General features: G+C 43.6%; 27 protein-coding genes. 15 read left to right on the plus strand and 12 right to left on the minus strand.

Annotation, left to right across the window (positions count from 1 at the left end):
- The first annotated feature begins 5 nt into the window (after positions 1 to 5).
- A complete protein-coding gene (locus L2W36_RS04695; RefSeq protein ID WP_038225976.1) occupies positions 6 to 689 on the plus strand; it encodes a hypothetical protein in 684 nt (227 codons plus the stop codon).
- A gap of 77 nt (positions 690 to 766) precedes the next feature.
- On the plus strand, positions 767 to 967 hold the full coding sequence (locus L2W36_RS04700) for a DUF4250 domain-containing protein (RefSeq protein WP_006074412.1): 201 nt from the start codon (positions 767 to 769) through the stop codon (positions 965 to 967).
- An 81-nt stretch (positions 968 to 1,048) separates the two neighbouring features.
- Here L2W36_RS04700 and L2W36_RS04705 read toward each other — a convergent pair whose 3' ends face one another.
- From L2W36_RS04705 to L2W36_RS04720, 4 genes are all read right to left on the minus strand, one after another.
- The gene (locus tag L2W36_RS04705) at positions 1,049 to 1,537 is read right to left on the minus strand and encodes a YchJ family metal-binding protein (RefSeq protein ID WP_236109452.1); all 489 of its coding nucleotides are present in this window, start codon (positions 1,535 to 1,537) and stop codon (positions 1,049 to 1,051) included.
- Between the two features lie 12 nt (positions 1,538 to 1,549).
- A complete protein-coding gene (locus tag L2W36_RS04710; protein WP_236109533.1) occupies positions 1,550 to 2,782 on the minus strand; it encodes an EAL and HDOD domain-containing protein in 1,233 nt (410 codons plus the stop codon).
- A 98-nt stretch (positions 2,783 to 2,880) separates the two neighbouring features.
- Positions 2,881 to 3,606, minus strand: coding sequence for a UDP-2,3-diacylglucosamine diphosphatase (lpxH, locus tag L2W36_RS04715; RefSeq protein WP_236109453.1), 726 nt, complete (start codon positions 3,604 to 3,606; stop codon positions 2,881 to 2,883).
- A gap of 37 nt (positions 3,607 to 3,643) precedes the next feature.
- Positions 3,644 to 4,138, minus strand: coding sequence for a peptidylprolyl isomerase (locus tag L2W36_RS04720; RefSeq protein ID WP_006074416.1), 495 nt, complete (start codon positions 4,136 to 4,138; stop codon positions 3,644 to 3,646).
- Positions 4,139 to 4,379: 241 nt separating this feature from the next.
- Between L2W36_RS04720 and cysS the strand changes: the two genes are divergently transcribed.
- Positions 4,380 to 5,762, plus strand: coding sequence for a cysteine--tRNA ligase (gene cysS, locus L2W36_RS04725; RefSeq protein ID WP_038225968.1), 1,383 nt, complete (start codon positions 4,380 to 4,382; stop codon positions 5,760 to 5,762).
- A 59-nt stretch (positions 5,763 to 5,821) separates the two neighbouring features.
- Positions 5,822 to 6,400 (plus strand): thymidine kinase, encoded by a 579-nt coding sequence (locus L2W36_RS04730; RefSeq protein WP_006075116.1) that lies wholly within the window; start codon positions 5,822 to 5,824, stop codon positions 6,398 to 6,400.
- Between the two features lie 66 nt (positions 6,401 to 6,466).
- On the opposite strand, the gene L2W36_RS04735 is transcribed toward L2W36_RS04730, so the two are convergent.
- Entirely contained in the window at positions 6,467 to 7,309 is an 843-nt protein-coding gene (locus L2W36_RS04735; RefSeq protein WP_124939950.1) for an NAD-dependent epimerase/dehydratase family protein, read from the minus strand.
- Between the two features lies 1 nt (position 7,310).
- Complete coding sequence (locus L2W36_RS04740) at positions 7,311 to 8,195, minus strand: LysR family transcriptional regulator (protein ID WP_124939949.1); 885 nt, start codon at positions 8,193 to 8,195, stop codon at positions 7,311 to 7,313.
- A 97-nt stretch (positions 8,196 to 8,292) separates the two neighbouring features.
- On the opposite strand from L2W36_RS04740, the gene L2W36_RS04745 reads away from it, so the two are divergent.
- A complete protein-coding gene (locus tag L2W36_RS04745) occupies positions 8,293 to 8,709 on the plus strand; it encodes a PACE efflux transporter (protein WP_006075119.1) in 417 nt (138 codons plus the stop codon).
- A gap of 61 nt (positions 8,710 to 8,770) precedes the next feature.
- Here the strand turns inward: L2W36_RS04745 and L2W36_RS04750 are convergent, their stop codons facing one another.
- Entirely contained in the window at positions 8,771 to 9,004 is a 234-nt protein-coding gene (locus L2W36_RS04750; RefSeq protein ID WP_006075120.1) for a TIGR02647 family protein, read from the minus strand.
- A gap of 269 nt (positions 9,005 to 9,273) precedes the next feature.
- Between L2W36_RS04750 and L2W36_RS04755 the strand changes: the two genes are divergently transcribed.
- Both L2W36_RS04755 and focA read left to right on the plus strand, forming a co-directional pair.
- Positions 9,274 to 10,458: a hypothetical protein gene (locus tag L2W36_RS04755; RefSeq protein ID WP_236109454.1), complete on the plus strand. Its 1,185-nt coding sequence runs from the start codon at positions 9,274 to 9,276 to the stop codon at positions 10,456 to 10,458.
- 289 nt (positions 10,459 to 10,747) lie between these two features.
- Positions 10,748 to 11,590, plus strand: a complete 843-nt coding sequence (focA, locus tag L2W36_RS04760; RefSeq protein WP_031496119.1) for a formate transporter FocA — start codon at positions 10,748 to 10,750, stop codon at positions 11,588 to 11,590.
- Positions 11,591 to 11,651: 61 nt separating this feature from the next.
- On the opposite strand, the gene L2W36_RS04765 is transcribed toward focA, so the two are convergent.
- Positions 11,652 to 11,798: a hypothetical protein gene (locus tag L2W36_RS04765; protein ID WP_006075124.1), complete on the minus strand. Its 147-nt coding sequence runs from the start codon at positions 11,796 to 11,798 to the stop codon at positions 11,652 to 11,654.
- 255 nt (positions 11,799 to 12,053) lie between these two features.
- The gene (locus L2W36_RS04770) at positions 12,054 to 12,848 is read right to left on the minus strand and encodes an ABC transporter permease (RefSeq protein ID WP_124939945.1); all 795 of its coding nucleotides are present in this window, start codon (positions 12,846 to 12,848) and stop codon (positions 12,054 to 12,056) included.
- A 426-nt stretch (positions 12,849 to 13,274) separates the two neighbouring features.
- Between L2W36_RS04770 and torE the strand changes: the two genes are divergently transcribed.
- The 4 genes from torE (at position 13,275) to L2W36_RS04790 (ending at position 19,023) form a co-directional block, all read left to right on the plus strand.
- Positions 13,275 to 13,451, plus strand: a complete 177-nt coding sequence (gene torE, locus L2W36_RS04775) for a trimethylamine N-oxide reductase system protein TorE (RefSeq protein ID WP_006075126.1) — start codon at positions 13,275 to 13,277, stop codon at positions 13,449 to 13,451.
- Positions 13,452 to 13,495: 44 nt separating this feature from the next.
- Positions 13,496 to 14,677, plus strand: a complete 1,182-nt coding sequence (gene torC, locus L2W36_RS04780; protein ID WP_006075127.1) for a pentaheme c-type cytochrome TorC — start codon at positions 13,496 to 13,498, stop codon at positions 14,675 to 14,677.
- A gap of 23 nt (positions 14,678 to 14,700) precedes the next feature.
- Positions 14,701 to 17,163: a trimethylamine-N-oxide reductase TorA gene (gene torA / locus L2W36_RS04785; protein WP_006075128.1), complete on the plus strand. Its 2,463-nt coding sequence runs from the start codon at positions 14,701 to 14,703 to the stop codon at positions 17,161 to 17,163.
- Positions 17,164 to 17,280: 117 nt separating this feature from the next.
- Complete coding sequence (locus tag L2W36_RS04790; RefSeq protein WP_236109455.1) at positions 17,281 to 19,023, plus strand: glycoside hydrolase family 36 protein; 1,743 nt, start codon at positions 17,281 to 17,283, stop codon at positions 19,021 to 19,023.
- 13 nt (positions 19,024 to 19,036) lie between these two features.
- Here the strand turns inward: L2W36_RS04790 and L2W36_RS04795 are convergent, their stop codons facing one another.
- Positions 19,037 to 20,278 (minus strand): putative manganese transporter, encoded by a 1,242-nt coding sequence (locus L2W36_RS04795; RefSeq protein ID WP_062457162.1) that lies wholly within the window; start codon positions 20,276 to 20,278, stop codon positions 19,037 to 19,039.
- Positions 20,279 to 20,486: 208 nt separating this feature from the next.
- Between L2W36_RS04795 and L2W36_RS04800 the strand changes: the two genes are divergently transcribed.
- From L2W36_RS04800 to L2W36_RS04810, 3 genes are all read left to right on the plus strand, one after another.
- Complete coding sequence (locus L2W36_RS04800; protein WP_006075131.1) at positions 20,487 to 21,392, plus strand: manganese-dependent inorganic pyrophosphatase; 906 nt, start codon at positions 20,487 to 20,489, stop codon at positions 21,390 to 21,392.
- Positions 21,393 to 21,475: 83 nt separating this feature from the next.
- Positions 21,476 to 21,868, plus strand: coding sequence for a DUF2750 domain-containing protein (locus tag L2W36_RS04805; RefSeq protein ID WP_006075132.1), 393 nt, complete (start codon positions 21,476 to 21,478; stop codon positions 21,866 to 21,868).
- A 114-nt stretch (positions 21,869 to 21,982) separates the two neighbouring features.
- Positions 21,983 to 22,516: a phosphatase PAP2 family protein gene (locus L2W36_RS04810; RefSeq protein WP_006075133.1), complete on the plus strand. Its 534-nt coding sequence runs from the start codon at positions 21,983 to 21,985 to the stop codon at positions 22,514 to 22,516.
- A gap of 83 nt (positions 22,517 to 22,599) precedes the next feature.
- Here L2W36_RS04810 and L2W36_RS04815 read toward each other — a convergent pair whose 3' ends face one another.
- Entirely contained in the window at positions 22,600 to 22,917 is a 318-nt protein-coding gene (locus L2W36_RS04815) for an HI1450 family dsDNA-mimic protein (protein ID WP_006075134.1), read from the minus strand.
- Positions 22,918 to 22,920: 3 nt separating this feature from the next.
- A complete protein-coding gene (efpL, locus tag L2W36_RS04820; protein WP_006075135.1) occupies positions 22,921 to 23,487 on the minus strand; it encodes an elongation factor P-like protein EfpL in 567 nt (188 codons plus the stop codon).
- Between the two features lie 160 nt (positions 23,488 to 23,647).
- On the opposite strand from efpL, the gene L2W36_RS04825 reads away from it, so the two are divergent.
- Complete coding sequence (locus L2W36_RS04825; protein ID WP_236109456.1) at positions 23,648 to 24,415, plus strand: nucleotidyltransferase domain-containing protein; 768 nt, start codon at positions 23,648 to 23,650, stop codon at positions 24,413 to 24,415.
- Position 24,416 lies beyond the last annotated feature (1 nt).

Consider the following 24,416-nt stretch of genomic DNA (forward strand, 5'->3'; position numbering starts at 1 on the left):
AAACCATGATTACCGCTGTTTTAACCCTTCTAGCGCCTGCTTTAACGGTAGCTCTGCTTATCCTGACCCTAATACTGGCAAAAGGTGATATTTGCCCTGGTCAACGCGGACGTATCCACAAGTTGTTTCCAGCTATCGGAATTTTGTGGTTAGCAATCGCATCATTAAAAGTTGAGGCGTTTCTTGTGGTATTCGCGGTGTTTTACTTCTATTCCCAAGTTAAAACTGGCAAAACGCGAGAGAAAGGCCCTTTTTGGGTAGTGCATTTAGCCAATGGTTTCAGTATTGCGTTTGCGGGTATCATTGTTGCTCAACAGCCAAATTTAGCTCAGTCTCTTTCTCTAGTCTGTTCTGGCCTACTGCTAGGTACGGCTTTTGCTCACCTGCTTTTGACTATCGCGAGAACCCGCTTACAGGCGTTTCATCGTATTTTGCCTGTCTCTGGGGTGATCTTTTCAATGCTTCTTGCGGTGAGCTTTGTCGTAAATGCTTACCAGTGGGAACCAGAAATCGTGACTCAATACACGTCTGCTGTGGTTAGTTCATTGGTGATGCTGGTGGTCGGAATAGTTATCTGGAGTTGGCACATCATTCGTCATAGCACGCCAACCAAAGGTCAATTGACGATCGCTTTTCTTAGTTTAATGGTTACTAACGTCGGGTTGTTGCAACTCTATTGGCTGGCGTAATCTGCCACTTAGGTCACTTTCTATTTTACTAAATAAGGCTAGTCTTTAAAGGCTAGCTTTTTTTATGGAGTACGATTATGGATTTAAGTAACGTGAGCCGTTTTGATAGCATTATCTTATTGGGCATCGTTAATGAAAAGCTTCGCTTAGAATGTGATTCGTTCGAAGAGCTTGTTAGCATGTACGAAATGGATGTAGAAGGGGTCGTTGGCAAGCTAGATATGCTGGGTTATCAATATGATCCTTTAACCAATCAGTTTAAAGCGTATGAACGCTAACTCCAGTTCAGCGCTCAGTCGTAGCGAATCCAATGTATGAAATAAGGGAAAGTGAGTTGATTCGCTTTCCCTTATGATCCCCTATCCGCAGCACTTTTTGTATTTCTTGCCGCTACCACACACGCATGGATCGTTTCTACCGACCTTGAGCGCTTGCGTGGTGAGTGGGCGAGGCGGAATAGAATCGTCTAACTCGCCATCGATGTAATACCATTGATCGTCTTCAAAAAGGAAGCGAGATCGTTCGGTAAGACAATATTCAAAGCCGTCCTCTTCAAGATAAGCTTCAAAAGACACGAAACCTTCATGCTCATTCGTTCCGCTCTCAGTACCAGTAACCTTGAGCTTGGTCCAATTGCTATTAATTGAATCTGCGATTGAACTGCGTTCGGCTTCGGCATCGCAGCTAGGGTGATAGGTGGCGACAACAAAGTCGACATTTTTGGTCTTATGAGCACTAAACCGAGCGCGCATAAGCTGTTCAGGCTTGTTCGCCTTGCGAACGTCTTGGTGTATTGGTAGGCAGCACGACTCAAACGGTGCATCGTTACCGCAATAGCATGATGTCATAAAAAATCCAAGTTAAGCGTGGGTGTGATATTCCGTTTCGATCGCTAATAGATCTTCGGTCCATTTGATGGCTTCATCGTAATACTTAGCTAACATCTCGTCATTAAGAGCAAGTTTATCTCTGCAGGCAATCACCGTCGTCCAGTCTGCCGCTTCATAAGCTTTCACCAAGGTTAAGAGTTTTCCAAGTGTGCCTTGTTTGGTCACAAGGGCACTTTTAACCAGATTATCAATTGGCATCTTTTGAACCAACTCTTCTAGAGGTTGATCGAATAACGAGTCAAGTAATGAGAACATGCCAGTCAGAAAACCCAATCCATCATCCAAGTTGGTGTTCATATCATTAAGCAATAATTCACAAAAACGGGCGCGCTGAATCGATAAGCTATATAAGCTGTCAGGCTTATCGTCTTGCGTTGAAGTGATTGCGACTAACGAAATGAACTTTCTCAGGCGATCTTCGCCGAGATAGACCAGAGCTTGTTTAAATGACTTTATCTCTGCTCGTATCAGGTAAGAGGCGTTAACAAATGTGAGCAGCTTATATGAAAGCGTGACATCTAGAGAGATAAGTCGCTCAAGCTCATCGTAATTGATATTTGGGTTTGAAATCTCTTTACAAAGCTGAACTACAGTCAAAAAGGAAGGTTTGATCTGTTTTCTTCTTATCAGCTGAGGACGGCTAAAAAAGTAGCCCTGAAACTGGGTGAAACCAACTTGTTTTGCGAGCTCAAACTCTTCATAGGTTTCAACCTTTTCCGCAAGAAACACGATGTTTTGATCCTTGAGACGCTCGATCAAAGTCTCAGCTTTCGACAAAGAATATTGGCGAATGTCGATCTTGATAATCGAAGTATACGGCAAGAATGGTAGCCATTCTTTACGCGGCACAAAGTCATCAAGTGCAATGGTATAGCCTGCTTTCGACATCTTCTTTACCGCGGCGAGGAGTTCCGCAGTGGGCTCGCAACTCTCTAAGATTTCGATCACCAAGTTATCTTTAGGGAATAGAGTAGGGACCAAATTCACTAAACTCTGGTACGGAAAGTTAACAAAACCTAGCTTATCACCAATAGTACTATAGTGAGTTGCAAGGAAGTGCTCAGACAGGAGACGGTTTGTCGCCAGTTCTGGATCGATATCTGGAAAGGTATTGTTCGGCCCGTCTCTAAATAGCAACTCATAGCCAACAGTCTTCTGTTCGCTATTTAAAATAGGTTGCCGAGCAATGTAGGAGTATTTCAAATTTTGCATCGTGATCTCAAAAACGTTGGACTATCTTAACGTTTTATTGCAGTCCTTGACTAATTATATGTCGAATTTTCTGCGGTTTGGCTCATGCTTTAAGCAAAACGGCGTACTTCTAAATGTTGCGACTCTGGTGTACAAACCAAAACAGATCCTTGTTGGTACCAGTCACCAAGTACGATGCGTGTGTAAGGCTTATTATCAACCTCGAATTGGTGAATATTAGGTCGGTGTGTATGACCATGAATCATCAAGTCGGTTCCGCATTGTTTCATCAGTGTTTCCACTTCTGATTGAGTGACATCCATGATATCGAGCGATTTTTGCGCCTTTACATCACGAATATCGCCTTGGATTTTATTTACGATATGCTGTTTTGTAAAGAATGGAAGCCGATTAAATATCCACTGCAGCCAATGCATATGAACCTTGGCTCTGAATGCTTGATACTTGTGATCTTCAGTGCATAACGTATCGCCGTGAAGGATCACGGTTTTGCGACCATAAAGATCGATCACGCTATGTTCATCGAGTAGTTTTATCCCTGTTTCTTTGCAAAAACGTCTGTTAAGCAAAAAATCACGATTTCCCTGGATGAAATAGCAGGAGACACCTGATTGAGTGAGAGTTTTGAATTCGGCTTTGATCGCTTGAGCAAAATCAGAGGGGTCATCATCGCCAATCCAAAATTCAAACAGATCGCCTAACACATAGAGTGCTTCTGCGTGAACTGCTTCTTCGCGCATAAACTTAACGAAACAATCCGTTATTTGGGGCTGAGAGGGAGAAAGATGAAGGTCGGAAATAAATAGTGTAGTCATAGTTGAGTTAGGGAGGGCAATGCCCTCCCTCGAACGATTATTCGTGAATCGTAGTACCAGTGATGATGACTTCTTCTAGTGGTACGTCTTGGTGCATACCCATAGAACCTGTGCTCACGCCTTTGATCTTGTTGACGATGTCCATGCCTTCAACAACTTCACCAAATACACAGTAACCCCAACCATCTAGGCTTTCTGAGCGGAAGTCTAAGAAAGTGTTGTCGTTTACGTTGATGAAGAATTGAGAACTAGCAGAATGTGGTTCCATTGTACGAGCCATTGCTAAAGTGCCTACTTTGTTGCTCAGGCCATTGTTAGCTTCGTTTTTAATTGGCGCGCGAGTTGCCTTTTCTTTAAGGCCAGACGTCATGCCGCCACCTTGAATCATGAAACCATCGATAACACGGTGAAATAGTGTGTTGTCGTAAAAACCATCGCGGCAGTACTGAGCAAAGTTAGCACTCGTTTCTGGTGCTTTTTCTTCATTTAGCTGAATCTTAACGTCGCCGAAATTAGTATGAAGGGTGATCATGATGAATACCTATTCTGTGTTTTTTATGTTAGAGACAACGATTCTAGCCTAACTGCTGTCACAAGCAAACGTCGAAATCCGGTTATCTGGCATTATTGAGCTCGTTTTTATGCTGACTCGATTGGAGTTAGCTCATTCTTCACGCAAAATGCAAGATTTATTCGCTTAATGACTCCATTATGACAAGGATTATGGTTATAATCGCCGTTACTTTTTAAACGTAATAATCCAGATAGAGATCATGTTAAAAATATACAACACACTGACGAGACAAAAAGAGGAATTCAAACCTATCCATGCGGGCAAAGTCGGCATGTATGTCTGTGGGGTCACTATTTACGATCTCTGTCATATCGGCCATGGTCGTACTTTTGTATCTTTCGATGTGGTTTCACGTTACCTTCGTTACGTTGGTTACGATTTGAAATTCGTGCGTAATATCACCGATATCGATGATAAAATTATCAAACGTGCTAACGAAAATGGTGAATCGTGCGAGTCGTTGACTGAACGCCTTATCGGTGAAATGCATGCGGACTTTGATGCGTTAAATATGAAGCGTCCAGATGTGGAGCCTCGCGCTACTGAATTCATTGCGGAAATCATTGAGCTGGTTGAAAAACTGATCGAACGCGGCTTTGCTTACGTTGCCGATAACGGTGACGTTATGTTTGAAGTATCGAAGTTCGATGAATACGGTAAGCTTTCAAAGCAAGATCTTGACCAGCTTCAAGCAGGTGCTCGTGTAGATGTTGAGAGTGCGAAGCGTAGCCCACTGGATTTCGTACTTTGGAAGATGTCTAAGCCAGGTGAACCTACGTGGGAGTCGCCATGGGGACCTGGACGCCCAGGTTGGCACATTGAATGCTCGGCAATGAACTCATCGATTCTAGGTAATCATTTTGACATTCATGGCGGTGGTTCAGACCTTCAATTCCCACACCATGAGAATGAAATTGCTCAATCTTGCTGCGCACACGACACTCAATATGTGAACACTTGGATGCACAGCGGTATGGTGATGGTTGATAAAGAGAAAATGTCTAAGTCTCTTGGCAACTTCTTTACGATTCGCGATGTATTGGATCATTACGATCCAGAAACGGTTCGCTATTTCTTAATGTCAGGTCACTACCGTAGTCAACTGAACTACAGTGAAGACAACTTAAATCAAGCTCGTTCAGCACTTGAGCGTCTATACACTTCACTTCGTGGTTTGGATTTAGATGCAGAACCAACGGGTGGCGAAGAGTACGTGACTCGCTTTACCGCAGCCATGAACGATGATTTCAACACACCTGAAGCGTACTCAGTGCTATTTGATATGGCACGTGAAATCAACCGTCTGAAAACGGTGGATTTAGGTCAGGCGAGCCAACTTGGTGCGCTAATGCGTGAATTGGCTGATGTTATCGGTATCCTTCATCAGGATCCAGAAGCTTTCTTGAAAGGTGATGCAGGCGATAACGATGAGGTGGCTGAAATTGAAGCTTTGATTAAGCTACGTAACGACTCTCGTGCATCTAAAGATTGGGCGAATGCTGACATGGCACGCGACAAGCTGACGGAAATGGGCATTGTTCTAGAAGATGGTCCTGAAGGCACGACGTGGCGTCGTAAGTAATTTCTCGTAGCCCTTGCATGCAAGGGCTTCTTTTTAAGTTTTGAATTTGGTGTATCACTTTGGCTCAGATGTACTTCTATTACTCAGCAATGAATGCGGGTAAGTCGACAACTCTTCTTCAGTCTTCTTTCAATTACCAAGAGCGAGGAATGAATCCTCTAATCTTCACTGCTGCACTTGATGATCGCTATGGCATTGGTAAGGTTAGCTCACGTATTGGGCTTCAGTCCGAAGCGCAGCTTTTCCAGCCAGACTCCAATTTGTTTGATGAAATCGCAACGCTGAATGCCGAGACTAAACGACACTGTATCCTCATTGATGAATGTCAGTTCTTGTCAAAGGAACAAGTTTATCAACTTACAGAAGTGGTTGATAAGCTGAATATTCCAGTTCTTTGCTACGGTTTGAGAACAGACTTCTTGGGTGAGTTATTTGAAGGCAGTAAACACCTACTGGCGTGGGCGGATAAATTAGTCGAGCTAAAGACAATTTGCCACTGTGGTCGTAAAGCTAATATGGTAATCCGAACCGATGAAGACGGTAAAGCTATCGCAGAAGGTGACCAAGTAGCGATTGGTGGTAATGATAAATATGTCTCAGTTTGCCGTCAGCATTATAAAGAAGCGTTGGGCAAGTAAGCCACATAATGAAAGTAAAAAAGGAAGCATAATGCTTCCTTTTTTAGTAGTGGACTATTCAGTAATCTACAGCGCATCAAGCGTATGATGGTATTTGAAGTGATAACCCAGACCTTGTAGTTTTTCACTAGAGATGGTTTTGTCTGGCTCTGAGTTCACTAAATTCAACGAGGTATCTAAACCTACCGAACGCAAGGCAGCACGATAAAAGGTCACTTTGTCACAGGTCTCTGGTGTGGTGGCGTTTACCACGCTCGCATCCACATGTTCTAAACAAAAAATAATCGCACCAACAGCGTCGTCAAGGTGCAGCATATTGGCGGATGCTTGATCACTCACAGTCTTGAGTTTCGAGGCAAATCGAGATGGATGACGATTTGGACCAAACAAACCACTGCAACGCACGATGACATAATCTAAAGTCGAGTTTCTAACGTGTTCTTCTGCAGTGAGCATAATAATAGACTTAGCGCTAAAGTCTTCTCTGCCTTTTGCTATCGGTAGCCTAGCCATATCTTCAGTCATGATTTCGGCTCGTTCTGGATAAACAGAGCTAGAGCTAATCATGATGATCTTTTCCACACCAATTCGTTTTGCCACTTGAACAAGCTGCGCCCATTGAGAAGCGTAAAGCGCACCGCCTCCTTGCCTAAAGCCTGGAGGAAAGCAGCCAATAATCACATTTATCTGCTTCTTGATGAGTTGATCTGTTAGTGTCAGCTCCTCTTCTTCTGAACGGATAGCATTCAGATCCAAGCAGAGGCTATCCACGCCAGCTTGGGAGATTTCAGCTACGCCTTCAACGCTGGTTCTTGTTGCTATAACCTTATAGCCTCGGCTTTGCAAAGCATGGGCCAGCGGTAGGCCAAGCCAACCTGCCCCTACGACGAGTATTTGCTTTTCTGTCATGTTATACATCCTCGAAACGGTGTCGAAGTAATTCTCGCAGTCGCTTATGACCGGCATCTTTACTCTTACTTGAGTGTTGGATTAGATCGATGTTGGTGATTGCGGATATCTTTTCAAATTCTATCGGAACCTGCACTAACTTACCTTGAGCAAGCGCTTCTTTTGCCATATAAGAAGGAGCATAGGTCCACCCAAATCCTGCAAGGCACCATTCTATAATCATAGCGTAGCTATCAGAGTACCAAACATCAGGACTAAGCACTTGATGAAAGCTACTCTTTTGAGAACTTCTCGAGCTGACGACAAGCTGTCGGTGCAAACTCAACATTTCAAGGTGGGGAGTGATAGTTTTAGCGAGCGGGTGCTCTGAAGACACAAAAATGTCGAACTCGAAATCCCCAACATGTTCAAAGTCTAATGAGAAGGGGATAACGTGCTCTCCATAGACTAAACCTGAGGTTGCTCTGCCTGATTGAACCATTTCTATAATATCGACACTGGAGGCAAGCAAACATTCCAATTGTAGAGAGGGGAACTCTTCCGAGAGTGTTTTGAGTATTGGAGTGATTCTTTCCAGTGGAATACCTTCATCTACTGCTAAAACGATAGGTTGTATCTCATCATGTCCTAGTGTGTCGACTAAATCCGCAAGTCGCTGGTGTTGGGTAATTGCTGCGCGAGCATAGGGAAGTAGTTTATTACCAGCATCGGTAAGAACTGGATAACGACCGCTTCGGTCAAAAACATCAACACCACAATCGATCTCAAGATTCATGATGTTCTGACTAACAGCAGATTGGACCTTGCCAAGCTTTCGTGCTGCAGCGGAAAAAGAACCGGTTTCAACCGTAGTAATAAATGCTTCTAATTGTTCGATACTAAACATATCAGGTTTCCTGATGTTATCTCGTTTCCGTCTTTCTAAAGCATAACGGATAATTACTTTATTGGTAAACGATGTTTCATATTTACAAGGTAACTTCATGAATAATAAAGAAAGAATGTTTCATGCCGTTCTGTTTGAGGCGTTAGCATTAGCTATCATAATTCCTATTGCATCTATAGCTACAAGTAGTAAATCAATGGAACTAATGGTTGTAGGTGTCGGTATGAGCTTATTCACCGTAGTATGGAACTATCTCTATAATGTATTGTTTGATAGATATATTCCTGGTGAGAGGAGCAAGCGTTCCTTGCTTTTGCGTATCGGTCATGCAGTAGGATTTGAAGCAGGGTTGATTGTCATGACCATACCGGCCATAGCATGGTTCTTGCAGGTTTCACTACTGACAGCCTTGATTATTGAGGCTGGTTTCCTAGTGTTCTTTTTCTTTTATACGACGGGATTTAACTGGGTGTATGACAGATGGCAACCCTATCGTCGACTTTTTGTAGCCTAAAAGGTAGGAGTATATTGCAGCGGCAATGAGGTGCCGCTGCTAGAGACATTTCACGTTAGCGCTAAGACGTTAAGACACGAAGAACTCTATCTGCGTGTTCTGCCACTTCAATTCCCTCATCCGTTAGGTAGCCACCGTCAGGTAGGGTACATAGTCCTTTGTCAAATAATCTTTGGACTGCTTCTTGCATCTCTTTACTTGCATCGTGATGGACCTTGATGCCTGTTGCCGCACTGCTTAAGTCAAATTGCAATAACAGGTTCATTTCAGAAAGATGCGTTGGAGTGAATTTCATAGATTTGCCTCTTGGTTGAGATTCTCCACTCAACATAGTGGGGATTGAATGAGTTGACAATCACACAGTTAATAAAGTGTTAGCTTGCGCCGCCTTCTAAAGGAAAACGGTAAATTTTTGTTATTAAGTGGATGAAATATAATCACTTAGGGCTCTATGTGATGTATTTTAGTGAGTAATTTGAATATAGTTCGTAGGTTATGGCCTGTCGATTCGATAGGACGATTTTTCTTGGTTCATATGATGAAACCAGGTTATTAGGAGAGTAGATGTCTACACGCAATTTGGCTGTTGTATTAATGTGTGTTTTGGGCCTTGCATCGTGTGCGAGTACCCCAACGGCTAATGAGTCCCATGCTAATTTGACGCCGGAAGAGGTTCGTCAAACAAGAAGTAGGGTATTTAGCGAGATTTCAGGCACCTATGCCGTATGGTCGAAGAAATTGGAAGGTGCGGATGCACTTCGAATTTATGCGCCAGAAAATTACCGCGATATGATGTCATCTTGGAAAAGTGCGCATGATCTATTCATAGAAATGCGTAAAGACCCGACACAAGTCGATGCGAAGCATTCCGTCTTTTCTAGTGAGACGTATGCGGTTGGTTTCCGAGATCGCATTAATTCTGTGGAGTATAATTATAAGGCAATTCAAGGACTCAAAAAGCAAGCGGATGTATTGCTCGCACCTGCGATGAGTCAAATGGCCTACCTTAATAAAATAGAAGCAGGCAAGTATTTCCGACATGCGATGAACAATTTAAATCGTGATTATCAGCGCTTGTTTGAGTATCTAGTCGTATCTGAAACTGAGCATGCTGAAAGCTATCAAGAGACATTCCTCAATAACGCTGTGGCACTTGAAGTTCGCGTTATTGATGCCATGTACGTCAAGCCATTGGAGCAGCGACTGTCAGATCTAAGTCGGTTAAAATACAATACATTGGCACCAGTGAGCTATGGCTATGTAGAGCAGGGGACCGCTGAATTGGCGAAGTATGTTGCCAAGTCACCACGAAGTTTTTCCGAGATAGAACATCAAGTCGATCAGATCAACTTTCAGTTCAGACGTCTCGAGGCGGTTGTCGCTGAAGTAAACAAGTTGATTAATATCGAGAAATCTCAATTTGAACCTATGGTGCTAGAGGCTGAATCACGTTTGCACAAGATATCTTCGGTGGCAAAGGGTAACGATTATCGAGATCAATCTCTTACAGCACAGTCTGAACGTATTGCTCATGATGTTGAGCAATTGAGGAAGGCGGATCGTTCTGAAGCGCTACAGAAAGAAAATCAACTACTGAAACAGCAAATAGCTCTGTTACAAGAGCAAAATACCGAAGGACATTCAGAGGATACTCAAGTAGCACTAGACCGAGCCGAGCAGAATCAGGCAGACATTGAAGCTTTGAAGAAATTGGTGTCCGCACTTCAAGAGAAATCAGACAAATCTTAATGGCTTGTTTTAAAGTCTCGCATCTTTCAAACCAACGCCGCTTCATGCGGCGTTTTTTTATCAGTTATCTTTATTACCGATATTCAAGTTCAACATTTTCAATAGTGAAATATAAACACTTATTTTTGAAAATCGACGAGTGATCCTTGTCACATAAACCTTAATGCGGATTCATTTTCCACCTGTCAAGAAAAACGCGATTAAAGTGATAAATAGATCTTGCTTTATCTATTGATTGGAGCGATTATCCGCGCCCAGTTGACATGTAACCAAATATGTATAGAGCAAAATGGAAATGAATCAGTTTGATGCCTTACTGCCACCACAAATGGCAGAACGTGCGGCCGAGGCCGGTGTAGGTAAAGCAACAAAAGACCCAATGAAGTCTTTTCTTTTGGCGATTACTGCAGGTCTGCACATAGGTATCGCATTTATATTTTATACAACCATTACAACGGGTGCTGGTGATCTCCCTTGGGGTATCACTCGCTTTCTTGGTGGACTGGCGTTCAGTTTAGGTTTAGTACTGGTCATTATCACTGGTGGAGAACTTTTTACCAGTTCGGTACTGACGTTAGTAGCTCGTGCCAGTGGCAAGATTACATGGCGTTCATTGTTCAAGAACTGGTTCGTTGTTTATTTTGGCAATATGCTAGGGGCGCTACTTCTTGTTGGAATCATGCTTACAGCAAAACAATATATGTTTGATGCAGGGCAGGTGGGACTGAACACCATGCATATCGCTCAGCACAAACTGCATCATGGTTTCTGGCAAGCGGTTGCACTTGGTATTATGTGTAACGTACTGGTGTGCGTAGCTGTCTGGATGACATTCAGTGGTAGAACCTTAACTGACAAAATCATTGTGATGGTTTTGCCAGTGGCGATGTTTGTCTCTGCGGGCTTTGAGCACTGTATTGCGAACTTATTTCAAGTACCAATGGCGATCGGTATTAAGAACTTTGCGTCACCAGAGTTTTGGCAAATGATTGGCGCAAATCCTTCCGACTTTGCAGATTTGAATGTTGCTACGTTTGTCGTCAACAATTTGATTCCGGTAACACTGGGCAACATTATCGGCGGTGGTGTTTTCGTCGGTATGCTTTACTGGTTGATCTACCTAAGAGATTAAATAACGGACTCATTGTAGAAAAGCGCCTTTTGGCGCTTTTTTTGTGTCGGTCTAAATGGCTTTAAGATATAACCACTCTTTTGGTACTGCTGCCTTCCATAAAAAAGGGAATGTCAGCCATTATGTCCTTAAGCTCTTCAGGTTCGTGAATGAGCCAGTTTTTAGCCTCGTTATCTATACCGTCTTCAAAATCCATGTTATTCGGCATGGGTTCCTTCCTCTCTCGATAATACGAACTGCGTTAAGCCACTGCCCGTGTGTGTTTCTATATAGGAGTGACTGTTTAGAACACAAAATAACCAGAAGGTATGACAATAAGATGAAGAAATCTGATCCAGTATGATCAGCACACCATATGTAGTAGTGATAACCAATAATTATACTAAACTCAATAGCTTGGTTATCCACATAAGCTGTGGATAACTTGGTTTAAATTTGGTGAGTAACAATGAAAGTTGAAGATCTATTGAGGATCAATAAATCGAATTTTCGGCTTGCCGGCTTCGTTGAAACTTCGGCGTACTACTAAGTTAAGACTAATGGTTATTGAGATCGTCATCATTACAAAAATCGCAATCATAATGACAAGCTGATATTTGATCGCTATCAGCGGACTAGCACCGCCTAAAATTTGACCAGTCATCATGCCAGGGAGAGAGACTAACCCGGTTGTCGCCATAGTCGCTAAAATAGGAGCTAAGGACTTCTGGAGTGCGACCTTAATAAAAGGCAGGGTCGCTAGAGGAATCGGTGCTCCTAACGCGATAGAGGCTTCATATTCGCTCCATCGGTTTTCTAGAGAGCCAAAAAAGTTTTGTAACGCGACGATATTGCCACTTAGGCTGTTTCCTAACAGCATACCCGCCAAAGGAATGACGTATTGAGCACTGTAAAATGGTTCTGGTTGGATGATGGCAATGCACAGTAATCCGACAATAGGAAATAGACCGACTACTAGACCAATGCTGACGAAGCCCATTAATGGATATTTAGGCAGCTTTGCTTTATTAACGATAGCGTTTGAGCCTACCACTATCATCACCGCTAACCATATAAGATTGATGACTAAACTATTTAAATAAAACAAGTATTCAAGGTAGAGGCCGACTAATGCCAGCTGTACCGTCATTCTCACCAAACCGACAATGGCATCGCGTCCAATGTTGATTTTGTAGTAGCTATTGATAGAAAACGGGATCAGCAGAGTGAGTGAAAACAAGAGTATTTGCCACCAACTTATATCGACGACTTGCTGCATATTGACCCTATTTAGTGGTGTTTGAGAGGCTAAATTCTACCGCAAACTGAATGCTTAACCACCTATTTTTAAACGATAAAAGATACATTTCATTAACAAATGTGTTGTTTAAATCTAAAAATATCACGTCAAAAATCGAATTTCCGAGCTTACTCCAAAGGGTTAAAGTTGCAAAGTTGTAATGTGTTTTACATACTTATAACGATATTATTTTTTCATAACTGTTAACAAAATTACACATCGATTTTTAATTAAATACAACTCTGGATGAACTCAAAAAACGGTTGATTAATAAGGTATGAATGGTCGGAATTGATTGAACCACACGGTTAGTATGGTTTAGCATTTTCCAATAGAGATATTAAATAATTGAGTTGCAAACTAGTGCAATTCGCAAACTATACACGATACAAAATAGGCAAATGTATGAGTGATGTTAACAAAGTTGAGAGTGCTGAAAAGCATGGTATGGAGTGGAAATCATTTTTCTTCATCTGCGCCGTCTTCTTCCCTCTTTTGAGTGTAGCTATCGTAGGTGGTTACGGATTTATCGTTTGGATGCTTCAAATCTTCGTATTTGGTCCTCCTGGTGTACACGGCTAATTCCATAGCCCTTTATTCATTTACGATATTCAAGAGAGTTAGTCATGAAATCCTTTTTAATCAAACTTTGGCGTACTATCAGTCGCCCAGCAGTTCACATCAGCTTGGGTGTGTTGACTGCTGGTGGTTTTATCGCAGGTGTTATTTTCTGGGGTGGTTTTAACACTGCGCTAGAAGCAACAAACACAGAAGAATTCTGTATTAGTTGTCACACAATGCGTGACAACGTTTACGTAGAGCTACAAGAAACCGTTCACTGGAAAAACCACTCTGGTGTTCGTGCTACTTGTCCAGACTGTCACGTTCCTCATAACTGGACGGACAAAATTGCACGTAAGATGCAGGCTTCTAAAGAAGTATTCGCGCAAGTATTTGGCGACCTAGATACACCAGAGAAATTCGAAGCGCGTCGTTTCGAACTTGCTCGCCACGAGTGGGATCGTTTCTCTGCCAACAAATCTTTAGAATGTAAAAACTGTCACAACTATGAGTCAATGGACTTTGAGCAAATGTCTCCAACGGCTCGTATCCAAATGAAATCAGCGGCTGAACGTGACCAAAGCTGCGTTGACTGTCACAAAGGTATTGCGCACAACTTGCCTAAAGATATGGCTAAAGCAAGCGGTATTGTGGGTGACCTAGAGCAAGTTGCAAATAGCACGTCTTACTCTAAAGGCGGTGAAGTGGTGTCCATTCGTCACTTACCTCTTTATACAGACGAAACGGGTACAACTGAAGCGGGTCTACTAAGCCCTGCAAGTAAAGTTGAAATCCTAGATGTGAAAGGTGACATGATTAAAGTTGAAATTGATGGCTGGCGTAAGGCGAAAGGCTTCGGTCGCGTTATTCAAGAAGACTTTGGTAAGAACATTTCTACCGCGATTCTAACTCGTGAAGTATCTCAGAGCAGTGACGTTCATGTCGGCGAGAAGAAAGAAGATGAGTTAACGGGTCTTCCTTGGGAGAAAGTTGCTGTGGATCTTTGGATGAAACAAGGTTCTATGGTGTCTGACTTCAATCCAATTTGGGATGCAGCTGGTGAAGCGTATCAAACCAACTGTTCTACATGTCACACACAACCGGATGTTGCGCACTTCAGTGCTAACGGTTGGGTAGGTATGCTAGACGGTATGATCGCATTCGTGAACTTCGACACAGATACAGAAGCGCTTGTTCTTAAGTATCTACAGAAGCACTCTTCAGATTATTCTGAAGGTCACCACTAATAGACGTCAATTGGAGTAATAAAATGGCAATTACAAGAAGAAGCTTCCTTAAAGGCGCAGCTGGCTCAAGTGCAGCAGCACTGATTGGACCAAGTTTGCTGGCTTCGGCGTCTGCAAGTGCAGCGGAAACTGATGGTACTTGGAAGACATCTGGTTCTCACTGGGGCGCGTTTCGCGCCCGTGTATGGGGCGGAAAAGTTCAAGAAATTAAACCGTTAGAACTTGATAAGTACCCAACTGACATGCTTAACGGCATTAAGGGTATTATTTACAGCCCATCACGTGTGCGTTACCCAATGGTTCGCCTTGATTGGTTGAAGAAGCACAAATATGCTGCTGAAACTCGTGGTAACAACCGTTTTGTACGTGTGACGTGGGATGAGGCACTTGACCTGTTCTACCGTGAACTAGAACGTGTACAGAAAGATTACGGTCCATGGGCACTGCACACAGGTCAAACAGGTTGGCGTCAAACAGGTCAGTTCCACAGCTGTACTAACCACATGATGCGTGCCATGGGCCTACACGGCTATTCTGTTAAGAAAGTGGGTGACTACTCAACTGGTGCAGGTCAGACAATCCTACCTTACGTGCTTGGCTCTACAGAAGTTTACGCACAGGGTACGTCTTGGGAACTGATCCTTGAGAATAGTGACAACATTATTCTTTGGGCTAACGATCCAGTGAAAAACCTGCAGGTAGGTTGGACTTGTGAAACACATGAGTCGTTTGCTTACCTAGAACAGCTTAAAGAAAAAGTAGCGAAGAAAGAGATCAATGTTATTTCTGTTGACCCAGTTAAAAACAAGACTCAACGCTATCTAGAAAACGAACACCTATATGTGAACCCGCAAACAGACGTGGCGTTCATGCTAGGTATGGCTCACACTCTTTATAACGAAGACTTGTATGATAAAAAGTTCATCGATACGTATTGCCTAGGTTTCGAAGACTTCATCAAGTACGTTCAGGGTGAGACCAAAGACAAGGTTGAGAAAACTCCAGAGTGGGCTGCAGACATCTGTGGTGTTCCTGCGGACAAGATTCGTGAGTTTGCACGTATGCTGGTTCAAGGGCGCACTCAAATCCTATTTGGTTGGTGTGTACAACGCCAAGAACATGGTGAGCAACCATACTGGATGGGTGCCGTACTTGCCTCAATGATTGGTCAAATCGGTCTGCCAGGCGGCGGTGTATCATACGGTCACCACTACTCAGGTATTGGCGTACCATCAACAGGCTTTGCAGCACCGGGTTCATTTCCATTGAATATCGACCAAGGTCAAAAGCCTAAGTACACCAACCAAGACTTCAACGGTTACAGCCGAGTTATTCCTGTAGCGCGTTGGGTAGACAGTCTTGTGGAGCCGGGTAAGAAGATTAATTCAAACGGTTCTGTTGTGACGCTACCAGACCTTAAGATGATGGTGTTTAGTGGTAACAACCCTTGGCATCACCATCAAGATCGCAACCGCATGAAGAAAGCGTTCCGTAACCTTCACACTGTTGTCGCTGTTGATTTTGCTTGGACGGCAACGTGTCGTTTCTCTGATATCGTATTACCTGCTTGTACTCAGTGGGAACGTAACGATATTGATGGTTATGGTGCATACTCTGGCCGTGGCCTAATCGCGATGCATAAGCTGGTCGACCCGCTATTCCAATCGAAGACAGACTTCGAGATCATGACTGAGCTTACTCGTCGTTGGGGTCGTTCAGATGATTACACTCGTGGTATGTCTGAAATGGAATGGGTTAAGTCGCTTTATAACAACTGTAAAGAAGCGAACAAAGGCAAGTTTGAATTACCAGAGTTTGAAGAGTTCTGGGAAAAAGGCTTCCTTGACTTCGGTACTGGTAAACCTTGGGTTCGCCACGCTGACTTCCGTGAAGATCCAGAGATCAACGCACTGGGTACGCCTTCAGGCTTTATCGAAATCACTAGCCGTACTATCGGCAACATGGGTTACGAATATTGCCAAGAGCATCCAATGTGGTTTGAAAAATCTGAGCGTTCACATGGCGGTCCTGGTTCTGACAAGCACCCGTACTGGCTACAATCGTGCCACCCGGACAAGCGTCTTCACTCACAAATGTGTGAATCTGAAGAATTCCGCGCGACTTATGCTGTACAGGGGCGTGAGCCAATCTACATCAACCCTCAAGATGCGAAAGCAAAAGGCATTAAAGACGGTGATTTAGTTCGCGTATTCAATGACCGTGGTCAGCTTCTAGCGGGTGCTGTGGTTACTGATAGCTATGCACCTGGTGTGGTTCGTATTGAAGAGGGTGCTTGGTATGGTCCTCTAAACGAAAAAATCGGTGCGATCGATACCTATGGTGATCCAAATACGCTAACTCAAGATATTCCTTCTTCTGAGCTGGCACAGGCGACATCTGCAAATACTTGTCTTGTAAACTTCGAGAAGTTCACAGGCAAAGTGCCGCCAGTGACGTCGTTCGGTGGACCGATCGAAGTAGCTTAATTGCAATTGGTCTCCCATAGTTTTAACTAGTACACAAAACCCATCCATTAGGATGGGTTTTTTTTTACCTAACAATATACTTATTAAGCAACTTCCTAATTTATGGTCGAGGGTTCAATGACCGAATATATCCCTGTATCTCAAGAGCTTGATGCATTGGCTATCAATCCTGAAATTACGGTAACCAAACAAGGCAAAGAGCTGCATTTTGAAAATGTTAGTCTTCATTTCTCTCCTTTGTCGTCCCGTACCGCATTAGTGCAGTTTGAAAATCAGATCGAATCTGGAGCGTACGTTCTTGGTGATGGTTTCCAAATGCTGTGCCAAACCGCAGGAAAACTTGATGGCTTTATCGATATAGGCCGATGCCCAGACAACAACAGTAGTTATCGAATATATCCTGAAGATGCGCCGCGCCGTTTCTACAATTATCTGGTTGTTGAGCAGTCTACTGGCTTTCACCTATATGGTTTTACCTCATGTCATCGCTTCGCCGGTTATTTTGAACTGCAACATACCGGTCATGGCGTAGACATTGTGGCCTTGATTGATGGTGAGGAAAGCTCTCCGCAGCATTGGGAAAACAACCAATTGGAATCGCTAACGGTCTTGCATGGCGATAGCCTAGAGTCGGTCTACAACGAATACGCTAACCTCATTTCAAATCATCATCCCACTAGAATTGGCGTCTCAGGTGACAGTCCCATCGGTTGGTGTTCTTGGTACGCATACTATGCCGATGTAACTAAGCAAAACGTGCTTGAAAACGTCGAAATCATGGCTGATAAGATGTTTGACTTGGAGTGGGTGCTGCTTGATGACGGTTACCAATCTTTTATGGGAGACTGGTTAACACCGTCGGAAAAATTTGAAGGTGGCGTAAAATCACTGATCAACAATATTCGTGAAAAAGGAAAAAAACCGGCCATATGGATGGCACCATTTATCGCTCAAGCGGAATCGGAAGTATTTAAAAATCACCCTGAATGGTTTCTAATGCATGACAATGGTGAACTGCTTAAGGCGGAGGATATTACTTATGGCGGTTGGCGCTGTACGCCATGGTACATCCTTGATGCGTCACATCCAGAAGTTCAAGAGCACTTAACTCGTGTTGTTAAAACCATGAGAGAAGAGTGGGGTGTGGAGCTGTTCAAGCTGGATGCCAACTACTGGGGAACCTTAAAAGGTCAACGTTACCAGAAAGGTGTCACTGGTGTTGAAGCTTATCGCCTAGGTATGGCAGCAATAAACGAAGGTGCTGGCGACGCCTTAGTTCTGGGTTGCAACGCACCAATGTGGCCTTCACTTGGGTTGGTTGATGCAATGCGTGTTTCTGATGACGTAGAACGCGATCCACATCGATTTGAGCAAATTGCTAAGGAGACGTTCTATCGCAGTTGGCAACATCAGAGGTTGTGGTTAATTGATCCAGATTGTGCCACGTTTACTTCACTACCTAATCAAGGCACCGATAGAGCCAGTTACGAATTCCATCGTAATGTTCTGCTGGCGAGTGGTGGATTGTTGTTGTCGGGAGATCCATTACCAGAACTGACGCCATTTGCTGAAGAAACACTGGCGCGGTTGGTGTCACGCCAGCGACACTCGACCAATGCGTCAACATTTACATCACTGTCGATGAATCACGCAACGTTGAAGCTGTCAGAGGATCGCAGAGTGCATTGTTTGTTCCACTATGACGATGATGTAACGGAGTACACCCTAACCGCTGAGTTACCTTGTGACTGGTTCGATTACTGGACGGGAGAGAAACTCAATAAAGAACCGGTTCAGATCCAAATTATTCCGGTTAATCGAGGACTCGACAGTCGTGCAATCGTATCGGTCATCACTTAACCAGTTGACAGAATTATAGTTCAAACAACCAGTAATACCCGTAACCCACGACGATTGCGGGTATTGCCGAGTAAAATGTAGCGGCTAACGCAGCTTTAGGAGCGAGTGCGATAGCAGGAAACAAAGCATCCCCATCGTTAGAGATAGCATTCGAAACTTGCGCGGACATTGGCATCGCACCAGTAATATAAAGACTAGTTACCAAAATTTGCGGTCCGCAACCCGGTAGTAGACCAACCAGCATTCCTACAAGAGGCATATAAACGCCATAACCAGATAGCGCAGAACCTAAATCGATATGTGCAAAGTGGACACTTAGCTCAAAAAACAAAAACGCCACTATGACCCAAGCACTTACAAAATGAGTGTCTTGTGCTGCTTTTTGCATTGGGTGTGATGACGCGATTTTAGCGTCTTCTGCGACCGTGCTTTGATAGTCGTTGATTTCTTTGGTGAAGGCCCACAAAAACATCATTACCACCGCTAAGACCGCACCAGTCCACTCAATACTGTTCGCTGGCAAACCAAGTACTTGGTTTATGTCGACCTGAAATGACATGGCAAAGGCAATTATCAAAGCGGGCACAATAATCCACTTCCAGAATAGTCCTTGTAGATTGATCGCTGCTCTTTGAACCCCCGTTGATTCCTGTGTGGTTTTGCATGTGCAATCGGTATTATCTGTGTTATTTACTTGTGAGACGCGTTTTGCCGAAGGATTAGCGGATTTAGGGCGCAGGAAATCGGCAGCGTGTATTTTGTTTACAATTAACCCTGAGATCATCCCGACAACGACACCCATCGCGACAAGGCCTAATCCCACGCTAGGTTTACTCGCTAGAATCAAGAATGCGGCATCACCCATTGTTGCCGTTAATACCGCAACGACGGAACCGAAGCCAACTCGACCGGAAACAAACTGCGTTGTGACAATTATGGCGCCACCACAGCCGGGCAGAGCCCCTAACAACGAAGAAAAGACAACTTGATGTGTTGGTGAGTGGTGGTAAAGCTCGACGAGTCGGTTTTGACTAGATATCAGTTGAGATATTTGATGATAAACGACTAAGGTAAATACGACATAGCAGGAGACTGCCCAGAAAGCATCGGAAAGCGCATTCATTGTGACTTCTCTAGTAACGCTAGAGGCGAGTAGGGCAGCCATAGCAATAGGTAGTATGAGACGCTTATACTTTGGTGTGAACTGGTCGATAGTTAATCCATTCACGATAGCGAGGTTTTTTACCTGTTGCATACATTTTACCGATATCAAATGAGAATTGTTATCATTATACATGAGTGAGAATAATTCTCAATGTCATTAATGTGGTTTTCTACGCGAAGAAATAGAACGAATCTGACATCAACCGATGACAAATTTAGAAATTCAGGTAAAGTAACGACCTTTGTGAGATGTAAAGCAGGCGCATGAGCCTGATGATCAGAATTAGTTAGGAAGCAAAATGATTTTAGTTGTCGGTCATAAAAACCCAGATAGTGATAGCATTTGTGGTGCACTCGTTGCAACAGAACTTCTAAAAGCTCGTGGTCTTGAAGCACAGCCAGTTCGCCAAGGTGAAATTAACCGTGAAACTCAACATATCCTTGCCACAGCAGGTGTTGATCAACCAGAACTTCGCACTAGCGTTGCTGGTGAAAAAGTATGGTTAGTTGATTACACCGATCTGGCTCAAGCACCAGATGATATCAATGAAGCTGAAATTCTAGGTATTGTTGACCACCACCGTTTAGGTGACGTCATGACCGTTAACCCTCTTGAAGCTTGGATTTGGCCTGTGGGTTGTACATGTACTATCTTGTTCAATCTATTCAAGATGGAAAACGCTGAGATCACTCGTCCTCTCGCTATCCTAATGATGTCTGCAATTTTGTCTGACACTGTAGGCTTCGCTTCACCAACGTGTACTCAAAAAGATAAAGATGCAGTAGCGGAACTAGCAGAGATCGCTGGTGTTGAAGATCTTGATGCATTTATCAAAGATCTTCTGATTGCAAAAACAAACATCGAAGGCCTGTCTGCTGCTGAGCTAGTAGAAAAAGACCTTAAAGCATACCCATTCAATGGTCGTGATGTGGTTGTTGGCCAAGTTGAACTTGCGACACTTGAGCAAGTAGATGGCATGATTGACGCGCTTGAAGCAGACTTAACTCGTCGTTGTGAAGAACAAGGCCTAGCGTTTGCAGCGGTAATGCTAACGGATATCACAACAGCACAAACTCGCCTAATCTACAAAGGCGAGTGGGCTGAGAAGCTGGTTAAGCACGAAGAAAACGGCATGCTTATGATGGAGAATACACTAAGCCGTAAGAAGCAAGGTTGGCCTTGGCTTCAGAACGAGCTGGTGTAATTATTCACTAAGTTTGAAAAAAGCCCTAGTATCTAAGGTACTGGGGTTTTTTAATTTTCGAATCTACATAAAGGTGTTCAGTGATGGCATTAGAGCAACAGCAAATCGATGAAATCTCCAGCTATGACGAAGAGAAACGGCTGAAGTACAGTGTGAAGACTATGGTTCAAGAACGTCAGATTTGGATTCTGACCGATGAACATGGTTGTGTCATGTTAAATACGGAAGATGAAGATTGTGTTCCAGTTTGGCCGCACCAAGAGTTAGCTGAGCAATGGGCTACAGGAGAGTGGGATCACTGCAAAGCTGAAGCTATCTCTCTAAATAAATGGCATAGCCGCTGGACCTATGGTTTGGAAGATGACGAATTGGCTGTGGTTGTGTTCCCAAATCAAAATGAAGAAGGGGTTATTTTATTCCCTGATGAGTTTGATTTCGAGCTAAAGAAGCAGGCGACTAAGCTTTCCAGAAAGTAAGCTTTCCAGAAAGCCAGTGAGTATTGAAATAGTAAATAGACATTGCATGACGTATTCATTTACCTGAACTTCAGGTAGACTCTTTGCCAGTTTTTCTTACGGTAAGTTTCTGTCATGCAACGTTTCTTTCTATTAATCTTGGGCGTACTTATTAGCTCGTTGGCGTCTGCCTCTAATAAGGATAACTGGGATTTATTCAGCGATATTGGCGCCTATGGATTGGTTGGTTTAGCGGCGGGGTTACCAGCCTACCAAGAAGATTGGGAAGGTGTTTGGCAGGCAGGTTTGAGTATTGGCTCTGCCTCGGCTATCGGTTTGGTAGGAAAACATACGATCGATGCACCGAGACCGGACGGTAGCGATAACAAAAGCTTTCCATCGAACCATACGGCAAATGCATTTGCTTCTGCAACTACCTTACACATAAGGCATGGGTGGCAGGTCGGCTTACCCGCATATGGAGTCGCAACTTTAGTAGGCGTTGGCCGTGTACAAGCAGACAAACACTATTGGCGCGATGTTGCTGCGGGTGCGGCTATCGGTGTCTTTACTGGCTGGATGTTTACCGACAAGTTGGACCCAAATGTTCAACTGTTGCCGTGGGCTTCATCTCAGGGTGCAGGTATTTCTATGACCTATGTTTGGTAGTGATTTATGTCAGTACTCAATACTTAGCGTAAAATAAAAAGCTCAGCGTTTGCTGAGCTTTTTTAATGGATGGAAACCAACGATTAATCGCGCTTCCAAAGGATATGACAGAACTTATTCTCTGGATCACGGCTTACCAATAAGCGCGCGAACACATCATCAAGAACATCGTCTTCTTCGTTTACCAACCCAATACGCACTTCTGCGTAGGTTTCATCAACGTCGAATCCTACCTGTTCAGCCCAATCCAAACCTGTTTCTACAACCTCAGCAGCCCCACGGTCGTCGAACTGTGCGGTGAAAAGAATGACATCTGCAGGTTCAAGATTATCAGGGGCCATCTCTAGGAAGATGTCGTAGGCCGCTTCGATAACGTCATCGTATGAAATCAGTTCTGACATAACTTATGCTCTGTTCATGTATTTACGTTCTGCAGTGTTGATCACTACACGGTCACCTGTCGCGATGTACTCAGGTACTTGTACGGTTAGACCTGTTGACAGACGAGCTGGTTTTGTACGAGCAGATGCTGATGCGCCCTTGATTGACGGGTCAGTTTCTTCGATAACGAGCTCGACAGAAGAAGGAAGTTCAAGACCCACAGCACTGCCGTTTACTAGAATAACTTGTACACCTTGAGTGTCTTCATTGATGAACAGTAGATCGTCTTCAATTTCGTTATGTTTGAACGTGAACTGGCTGTAATCTTCGTTATCCATAAAGATATACTCATCACCATCAACGTAAGAGAATGTCACGTTACGCTTGTTCATTTCAACGGTTTCTAGAGTATCATCAGACTTGAAACGCTCATCAACTCTTGAGCCTGTTGCCAAATCAGTACAACGCAATTTATAGATCTTTGCCCCGCCACGACCGCCTGGAGTCGTTACTTCGATATCTTTGATTAGCAACGTTTTGCCATTTGACTCAATCGCAAAACCTTTTTTTAGCTCACTTGCCTTAGGCATGGGAATATTTCCTTCGTTTTTTGTTTAGACAGACAATTATACGTCCGAAGTCGGGCTTTGCTCAAGAAACATGTGATGCTGGCCATGATTCATTTGAGCATTGAATCTCGACATTTCGAAACGTAGAATAGATCTATCCGCAGTACTCTAAATCGATATCGTGCATACTCCGAATTCACTTTCATCGCTGGTAGCTCAACCTCAATATGTTGATGTCGTCCAGGACCTATTAGCTTGTTTGAAAGCTGGGCTTAAAGACAATCTCCACAGCGTTTATATCTATGGTTCCGTGGCGCAGGGGCGAGCCATCCCTAGCATATCCAATCTGGATGTTGTTGTGGTTACTCATCAATCATTCAGTGACAGTCGAACGTCTCTTTTCAACAGTATTAATTGGCGCTTTCAAAAAGAGTTTCCCTTTGTACGAGGTATCTCGATACGTACTGCGCTCGTAAAGCAAGTGGTATCACTTGATGCATTGTTTACGTGGGGTTTCTTACTTAAGCAGTGCTGTATGAATGTGTATGGTGAAAACTTGGCCGAGTGTTTTGGCGAGTATATTCCTAGCTGGGAAATTTCTAAGCAGTGGAATATGGATATTGCAGAGAGCTCTATCAATCTGCGTAGCGAAATTGCCCAAGCAACAACAAAAGACCAAATGCTAATGGCGCAGCGCCAGATGGCGAAGAAACTCTTACGTGCTGCTTATGGACTTGTTCTACATAAACACAAGAAGTGGATAGATGAACCCAAGGAGTGTGGTTTGCAATTCTTAAACTATTTTCCGGAGCGCCAGCAAACTGTTGAACGTCTTGGGATCTTGTTAGGTAATCGAGTCATTCCCAAACGTTCAGTGGTGGGTATCTTGGATGAATTTGGCACATGGATTGCTAATGAGTACAAGAAAACAGAATTCAAAATTGGCTAAC

The sequence above is a fragment of the Vibrio sp. McD22-P3 genome (assembly GCF_021568915.1).
Lineage (GTDB): Bacteria > Pseudomonadota > Gammaproteobacteria > Enterobacterales > Vibrionaceae > Vibrio > Vibrio mediterranei.

Coding starts and splice junctions, on each gene's coding strand:
- focA (WP_031496119.1), top strand. CDS start 10,748: ATGGAAATGAATCAGTTTGATGCCTTACTGCCACCACAAATGGCAGAA.
- L2W36_RS04800 (WP_006075131.1), top strand. CDS start 20,487: ATGATTTTAGTTGTCGGTCATAAAAACCCAGATAGTGATAGCATTTGT.
- L2W36_RS04745 (WP_006075119.1), top strand. CDS start 8,293: ATGAATAATAAAGAAAGAATGTTTCATGCCGTTCTGTTTGAGGCGTTA.
- L2W36_RS04755 (WP_236109454.1), top strand. CDS start 9,274: ATGTCTACACGCAATTTGGCTGTTGTATTAATGTGTGTTTTGGGCCTT.
- lpxH (WP_236109453.1), bottom strand. CDS start 3,606: ATGACTACACTATTTATTTCCGACCTTCATCTTTCTCCCTCTCAGCCC.
- efpL (WP_006075135.1), bottom strand. CDS start 23,487: ATGCCTAAGGCAAGTGAGCTAAAAAAAGGTTTTGCGATTGAGTCAAAT.
- L2W36_RS04695 (WP_038225976.1), top strand. CDS start 6: ATGATTACCGCTGTTTTAACCCTTCTAGCGCCTGCTTTAACGGTAGCT.
- L2W36_RS04720 (WP_006074416.1), bottom strand. CDS start 4,138: ATGATCACCCTTCATACTAATTTCGGCGACGTTAAGATTCAGCTAAAT.
- L2W36_RS04750 (WP_006075120.1), bottom strand. CDS start 9,004: ATGAAATTCACTCCAACGCATCTTTCTGAAATGAACCTGTTATTGCAA.
- L2W36_RS04790 (WP_236109455.1), top strand. CDS start 17,281: ATGACCGAATATATCCCTGTATCTCAAGAGCTTGATGCATTGGCTATC.
- L2W36_RS04815 (WP_006075134.1), bottom strand. CDS start 22,917: ATGTCAGAACTGATTTCATACGATGACGTTATCGAAGCGGCCTACGAC.
- L2W36_RS04805 (WP_006075132.1), top strand. CDS start 21,476: ATGGCATTAGAGCAACAGCAAATCGATGAAATCTCCAGCTATGACGAA.
- L2W36_RS04795 (WP_062457162.1), bottom strand. CDS start 20,278: ATGCAACAGGTAAAAAACCTCGCTATCGTGAATGGATTAACTATCGAC.
- torC (WP_006075127.1), top strand. CDS start 13,496: ATGAAATCCTTTTTAATCAAACTTTGGCGTACTATCAGTCGCCCAGCA.
- torE (WP_006075126.1), top strand. CDS start 13,275: ATGAGTGATGTTAACAAAGTTGAGAGTGCTGAAAAGCATGGTATGGAG.
- L2W36_RS04765 (WP_006075124.1), bottom strand. CDS start 11,798: ATGCCGAATAACATGGATTTTGAAGACGGTATAGATAACGAGGCTAAA.
- L2W36_RS04705 (WP_236109452.1), bottom strand. CDS start 1,537: ATGACATCATGCTATTGCGGTAACGATGCACCGTTTGAGTCGTGCTGC.
- L2W36_RS04810 (WP_006075133.1), top strand. CDS start 21,983: ATGCAACGTTTCTTTCTATTAATCTTGGGCGTACTTATTAGCTCGTTG.
- cysS (WP_038225968.1), top strand. CDS start 4,380: ATGTTAAAAATATACAACACACTGACGAGACAAAAAGAGGAATTCAAA.
- torA (WP_006075128.1), top strand. CDS start 14,701: ATGGCAATTACAAGAAGAAGCTTCCTTAAAGGCGCAGCTGGCTCAAGT.
- L2W36_RS04735 (WP_124939950.1), bottom strand. CDS start 7,309: ATGACAGAAAAGCAAATACTCGTCGTAGGGGCAGGTTGGCTTGGCCTA.
- L2W36_RS04740 (WP_124939949.1), bottom strand. CDS start 8,195: ATGTTTAGTATCGAACAATTAGAAGCATTTATTACTACGGTTGAAACC.
- L2W36_RS04770 (WP_124939945.1), bottom strand. CDS start 12,848: ATGCAGCAAGTCGTCGATATAAGTTGGTGGCAAATACTCTTGTTTTCA.
- L2W36_RS04700 (WP_006074412.1), top strand. CDS start 767: ATGGATTTAAGTAACGTGAGCCGTTTTGATAGCATTATCTTATTGGGC.